7 protein-coding genes and 1 pseudogene are annotated in these 5,457 nt (G+C 64.7%); 3 read left to right on the top strand and 5 right to left on the bottom strand.

Annotation, left to right across the window (positions count from 1 at the left end):
- A partial coding sequence (locus ACFHYO_RS15805; protein WP_394321671.1) for a type II toxin-antitoxin system VapC family toxin occupies window positions 1-347 on the bottom strand: 347 nt, incomplete at its 3' end.
- Window positions 344-565, bottom strand: coding sequence for a type II toxin-antitoxin system Phd/YefM family antitoxin (locus tag ACFHYO_RS15800; protein ID WP_036733460.1), 222 nt, complete (start codon window positions 563-565; stop codon window positions 344-346). The genes ACFHYO_RS15805 and ACFHYO_RS15800, both read right to left, overlap by 4 nt.
- A gap of 405 nt (window positions 566-970) precedes the next feature.
- On the opposite strand from ACFHYO_RS15800, the gene ACFHYO_RS15795 reads away from it, so the two are divergent.
- Entirely contained in the window at window positions 971-1,111 is a 141-nt protein-coding gene (locus ACFHYO_RS15795) for a hypothetical protein (RefSeq protein ID WP_394321669.1), read from the top strand.
- Between the two features lie 3 nt (window positions 1,112-1,114).
- On the opposite strand, the gene ACFHYO_RS15790 is transcribed toward ACFHYO_RS15795, so the two are convergent.
- Both ACFHYO_RS15790 and ACFHYO_RS15785 read right to left on the bottom strand, forming a co-directional pair.
- Window positions 1,115-1,621: an RNA-binding protein gene (locus ACFHYO_RS15790; protein WP_394321667.1), complete on the bottom strand. Its 507-nt coding sequence runs from the start codon at window positions 1,619-1,621 to the stop codon at window positions 1,115-1,117.
- 45 nt (window positions 1,622-1,666) lie between these two features.
- Window positions 1,667-2,131, bottom strand: coding sequence for a type IIL restriction-modification enzyme MmeI (locus tag ACFHYO_RS15785; RefSeq protein ID WP_394321665.1), 465 nt, complete (start codon window positions 2,129-2,131; stop codon window positions 1,667-1,669).
- Between the two features lie 312 nt (window positions 2,132-2,443).
- Here ACFHYO_RS15785 and ACFHYO_RS15780 point away from each other — a divergent pair.
- A pseudogene (locus ACFHYO_RS15780) lies at window positions 2,444-2,770 on the top strand (integrase core domain-containing protein); the annotation flags it as partial.
- Window positions 2,771-2,964: 194 nt separating this feature from the next.
- Here ACFHYO_RS15780 and ACFHYO_RS15775 read toward each other — a convergent pair.
- Window positions 2,965-3,738, bottom strand: a complete 774-nt coding sequence (locus ACFHYO_RS15775) for a FadR/GntR family transcriptional regulator (protein ID WP_394321663.1) — start codon at window positions 3,736-3,738, stop codon at window positions 2,965-2,967.
- Window positions 3,739-4,456: 718 nt separating this feature from the next.
- Between ACFHYO_RS15775 and ACFHYO_RS15770 the strand changes: the two genes are divergently transcribed.
- Window positions 4,457-5,457, top strand: a 1,001-nt coding sequence (locus tag ACFHYO_RS15770) for a pyruvate dehydrogenase E1 component-related protein (RefSeq protein WP_512700654.1), incomplete at its 3' end; no start/stop codon positions are given.

The following is a 5,457-nucleotide window of genomic DNA, read 5'->3' as shown; positions in this document are numbered from 1 at the left end:
TCCTTGGAGATCAGGGGACAAGCCAAGGCGATGGCGGTTGCCGCGATCATCCGGTCGAACGGGTCCCGGTGGCTCCACTGCATCGCCCCTGCCAGAAACGCGATCTCGGCCGTGTAGGGCGCGATCTCGGTGCCCTGCGCGCGCCAGAGCGGCAGAAGCTTGCCGATGACGGGATCAAGCTCCGGCCACTTCCCGAGCCGATGCTTCTGCGTGATCTCGTAGAAGCTGATCGGGGCAACATAGGCCACGTCCGCCGCCTCGATCACGTCCCGCGCCGTGGCACTCAGTTCCGAGGACATGACCAGGCTCCAGATGAGGGTATGGGTGTCGAGCAGGACCGCTCTCACTCCCAATCCCTCAGCTCGTTCTCGGACATGGGAGCGAGGAAATCCGGCACCCTGCTGACCAGTCCATCGCCGATTCCGATGCGCACGGTGGGCCGATGGACCGAAACCAGCCGCACGGCCGGCTGGCCGCCGCGCGCGATGATGACGTCCTCGCCCTTTTCGGCCGCGGCGATCAATTCCGACAGCTTTGCCTTCGCCTCTGCGATGTTCATCTGCATGGGGCACCTCCTGAGCTAAAAACAAGATAGTCTTGGACTTGGTTTTGGTCCATAGACCTCTGCTTGTCTCGGTCAAGTGGGAAAGAGTAAACGTCTTACAGGTGTTGAACCTGAATGAGGTGAACCCTTTGGCCTATACCTTGGGCGCGCCTGCGAAAGCGTCGGGAAAGTCGAAGGCGACGATCTCGAAAGCCATGAAATCCGGGCGGCGCCTCTCCGCGCTCAAGGATGAGACTGGTGTGTATCAGCCTTCGGAGTTGAACCGGGGTATACCCCCTCAACGTTGACGGCAACCACGATCGAACCCCGCGGAGAGCCGAGGAAACCCCCGACAAAGGGCCGTCCGTCAGGGAGCTGCAGGTGCGCCTTGAGGCGGCGCATGAGCGTCTGTCCGATAAGGAGGCCATGATCGCCGACCTGCGCGAGGACCGGGACCGCTGGCGGCAGCCGGCAACCGCGTTGCTGGCCGACCAGCGGTCCGCGCCTGCGCCCGATCAGCCGCCTGCGCAGCCGCGCAGGGGCTTCTGGAAGCGGCTGTTCGGCTGAGGCTTAGGCCGCGAACCGCCCGCCTTCGATGAGGCGGGCTTGACCCAAGGCGCTGAGGCTTTCCAGCAGGGGCTTCACCGACGCCGCGCGTGCGCGCTTGAACTGGCGCGCAACCTGTTCGGGCGTGGCCTCGCCCATGTCCGACAGGACGGCGCGGACGGCGGCGATCTGTTCGGGTAGGGCCTTGGGCCACAGCGCCTTGTCGGCGGCGTCAGGGGCCGCGCCCACGTCCATCTCGGCTTGCTGGCCCTTGGCGGCGGCAATGCGGCCTGCGGGGTTCTGATAGTCGGGGCGCAGCCAGCGGACCAGGCCCGCCGCTTCCTCAGCGGCGCGGACGCGGTTCAGATCGACCAGGCGCGTCAGGATGGCCTCGTCGTCCAGGTCGGCGGGCCAGCCATAGGCGTCGGCCACGGCGGCGTCGATGCGGTCGCCACCGAGGCACAGAAAACCCGCCTGCGCGCCTTGGGCGAGGAGCTGGACGCGCACCGCAAGGCACAGCAGGCGGCGCATCCCAAGCTGACCCTGACGGCCCTCTACAACGTGCTGGAAAAGTTGCTAGACCTCGATCACATGGCCCACGTCCACGATCAGCAGGAACGGGGGCCAGCCGTCCTCGCGCGCCACGGCGCGGGCATAGCCGTCGGCCTGGTTGCGGGCGCGCAGCATGGTGTCGTCCCATCGCTTCGAGCCGCGAACGCCATGCCCTTGCCGCTGCACGGGCGGGGCCGCGGCTAGAAGATCAAGCTGGCTTTCCTCGGGCGCGGCGCCTGTGCCCTGCTTGGCTTCCATGACGAAGCAGCCGCGCCGGTAGAGGTCGATGAAGCCGCGCGACTGCGTGCCGGTATGAATGAAGGTCACGGGCCGCTCGAAGCGGTAGTCGTCGTTCTGCGCATCCGCCGTCGCGGGCTTGGGGGCCGGAACGTCCAAGAGCTGCGTCAGCTCGATGGCGAACTGCTGGAAATTGGCCCGCTCGCTGCCACCCGAGGTCGTCCAGCGGGCAATGAAATCATCGACGCTCAAGATCGGTCCTGCCTGTTTCGGGACACTCAAGCCGATTTCCAGCCGCTATTCCATGGCCTGTCCCTTTCGCTTTCGTTCTGATCCCCGATCACCCGCGCAGCTAAGGTCAGGTGCGGGCCTTGCCGCCCGGCCAACGACCCGCGGCGACGCCGGAGAGGAAGCCAAGCCCTGAAGGCTTGCTGGAAGTGCGGCACCTTTGGAATCGGACGCTCGACGAGGATGCCGCAAATCTGACGCAGAACTGCCGCAGCGCCGGAGGACCTCTGGGGGTGTGAACTAGCAGTGTTTATTTTCCCGCCTCACACACCCACCATCCGGGACCTGATGCTCGAGGCCGTCGAGCGACGGTTCGGCATATACCGTGCGCCTGCGGTCATCGACATGCTGTCCGACAACGGCTCGCCTTACATCGCGAGGGATACGCAGATCTTCGCCCGCCAGCTCGGCCTGAAGCCCTGCTTCACCCCGGTGCGAAGCCCGCAGAGCAACGGCATCTCGGAGGCCTTCGTGAAGACGCTGAAGCGCGACTACGTCTAGGTAACGCCGCTGCCCGATGCACGGACCGTTCCCGAATTGATCGGAGCCTGGATCAACGACGACAACGAACACCACCCGCACTCAGGGCTGAAGATGCGCTAACCCCGCGAGTTCATCGCAGCTCGAACCGCAACCGCCTGAATGTCCGGCGAAACGGGGGCAAGACCAGCATTGATGAAGGCTGCCCAGACCATCATCAATGCCAGGTTCTGCCGATCATACCGATCCTGGCACGCTTCTGCGGCCTGTGTCCCATTTCGGCGCCGTCACCGTGCCACTAGCCGCTTCCCCTCCCGTCATTCCGCCGAGTTGAGCCGCATCCGGGCACGGCGTTCGCGGCGTTGCACTTCCCGGCCAAGTCGGATCGACTGCTCGACGAAATCCAGGTGATCGCGGGCAGCCTTGTCGGCCAGGGCGGCGTCGCCCGCCTCGATCGCCGCGATGATTTCGAGGTGCTGGTCCAGCAGCTTGCGGCCGGTGCCGTCGATGCTGCGCAGCAGGTCGCGGTTGTAGAAGATGCCCCGCCTGGTTAGGTCGAAGACCGAGGCCATCATGTGGATCAGCGTCGTGTTGTGGCTGGCGTCCACGACCGCGCTGTGCAGCCGGAAATCGGCCTCCTGCTCGGCCTCGCGGTCTTGGGCGTCCCAGGCGGCCCGAAGCTCGTCCCGGATCGCGGCCAGGCGTTCCTTGTCGGCCGCGGTCGCGCGTTGGGCGGCGAGGCGGGTCGCGAATGCCTCCTGCTCGCGGCGGTATTCCAGATAATCGTGGAACGCCTCGCCATGGCGCGCATAAAGGGCCAGCATCGCGGGCGACATCGCCCGTCCGGTGAGTTCGGCGATATAGGTGCCGTCGCCGTGGCGGACCGTGACGAGATTGCGGCTTTCGAGAACCTGCAGGGCCTCGCGCAGCTTCGGGCGCGAGACGTGGAAGGCGTCGGCCATCTCGCGTTCGGACGGCAGGCGGGCGCCGCCCTTCAGCACCCCGTCAACGATCATCGTCTCGATCTTGTCCACTACCATCTGGACCACCGATTCGTGGTCGATGGGTTCAAAGACATCCACTGCGATCATGGTCGGCACTCCTCGACTGCTCGGCGCAGACAGTCAGTAATAATGTTTACCTTGGAAGGGCTGGTTTCAAGGCAGTCTAACGGTCGAGCAAGTATCTGTAATCACGAATTTTATCGAAACCACCTTTTGCGGCCCATGCCTCTTCCTACGGCGTGGTCGCCCGGGAATCTTGCTCAGCCCCTCTTGTGGTAAAGAAAAATATTGACCGTCTGCAGAGGACAATATTATTAACCTCGTGCGACAGATCGCTGTCGCCCGCCGGGAGGGGCGGTCAGAGGGAGCGAGAGGATGCCGATCATACCGAGCAAGACGCTTGCGTCTTGCCAAGGAACGGCTTCAGGGGCCGGGCCTGCGCAAGTCCCGAGTCCAGCCTCACACGACCCCGGAGCGTACCGCCTGCCCGGCGAGGCATGACGGATCGCGCCGTTGCCATGATCCGGTCGCCGCTTCCGCGTTTCCCAGGCGGGCGAGGCGCATATCAACAGGACGGACCATCCGGAAATCGTTGTGTGCGCGGAAAAGTTCTGCGCAGGCTGAGGCCATGTCTGGGTGAAAGGACGGCGCAGGATGGCCGGAACCGTCATCGCCCTGGCCGCTCTCACATCTCCGGGCGCCCTTCAGGGATCGGCCGCCGCTGCGTCCCCTGCAAGGCGCGCCTTGTGCCCGGCTACGCCAACCTTCGCATACCTCGGATAGTGCTTCAGCCAAGGGAAACATGATGAAAGATCAGGCTTCTGACATCGACCCCGTCGAATCGCAGGAATGGCAGGACGCGATCGCCGACGTGATCGAGCGCGACGGCGCGAACCGCGCGCATTTCCTGCTGGATAAGGCGGTGCAGCAGGCCCGCGCGGCCGGCGCCAACCTGCCATTCTCGGCTACGACGCCCTATCAGAACACGATCCCTGTGGACGACCAGCACGAGTTCCCCGGCGATCTGGAGATGGAATGGCGCATCCGCACCATCAACCGCTGGAACGCCATGGCAACCGTCGTGCGACGCAACAAGGAATCCAGCGAATACGGCGGGCACATCGCCTCCTACGCCTCGTCGGCGGTGATGTATGACGTGGGCCTCAACCACTTCTGGCGCGCGCAGTCGGAGATTCACGGGGGCGACCTGGTGTTCTTCCAGGGCCATGTGATCCCCGGCATCTACGCGCGGTCCTTCATGGAAGGCCGGATCACCGAGGAGCAGTTGCTGAACTTCCGCTCCGAGGTGGGCGGGGGCGGGCTTTCGTCCTATCCGCATCCCTGGCTGATGCCGGACTACTGGCAGTTCCCGACCGTCTCGATGGGCCTCGGGCCGCTGATGGCGATCTACCAGGCGCGGTTCATGAAATACATGCACAACCGGGGCCTGATCGACATGGCCGACCGCAAGGTCTGGTGCTTTCTCGGCGACGGCGAGATGGACGAGCCCGAAAGCCGCGGCGCCATCGATCTGGCCTCGCGCGAGAAGCTGGACAACCTGATCTTCGTCATCAACTGCAACCTGCAGCGGCTGGACGGGCCGGTCCGCGGCAATGGCAAGATCGTGCAGGAGCTGGAGGGCGATTTCCGGGGCGCCGGCTGGAACGTCATCAAGCTGCTCTGGGGCAAGGGTTGGGACCAGCTGCTGGAGAGGGACACCACCGGCCGTCTGCGGCAACTGATGGACGAGACCGTGGATGGCGACTACCAGACCTTCAAGTCGAAGGACGGCGCCTACATCCGCAT

The organism is Paracoccus panacisoli (assembly GCF_042435015.1).
GTDB lineage: Bacteria > Pseudomonadota > Alphaproteobacteria > Rhodobacterales > Rhodobacteraceae > Paracoccus > Paracoccus panacisoli.
Note: the sequence above shows the minus strand (reverse complement) of the source record. Positions and strands in the feature narration are given on the sequence as shown.

Bases quoted from the DNA above. Each gene is read 5' to 3' on its own strand.
- ACFHYO_RS15800 (WP_036733460.1), bottom strand. From the start codon at position 565: ATGCAGATGAACATCGCAGAGGCGAAGGCAAAGCTGTCGGAATTGATC.
- ACFHYO_RS15775 (WP_394321663.1), bottom strand. From the start codon at position 3,738: ATGATCGCAGTGGATGTCTTTGAACCCATCGACCACGAATCGGTGGTC.
- ACFHYO_RS15795 (WP_394321669.1), top strand. From the start codon at position 971: ATGATCGCCGACCTGCGCGAGGACCGGGACCGCTGGCGGCAGCCGGCA.
- ACFHYO_RS15790 (WP_394321667.1), bottom strand. From the start codon at position 1,621: ATGCGCCGCCTGCTGTGCCTTGCGGTGCGCGTCCAGCTCCTCGCCCAA.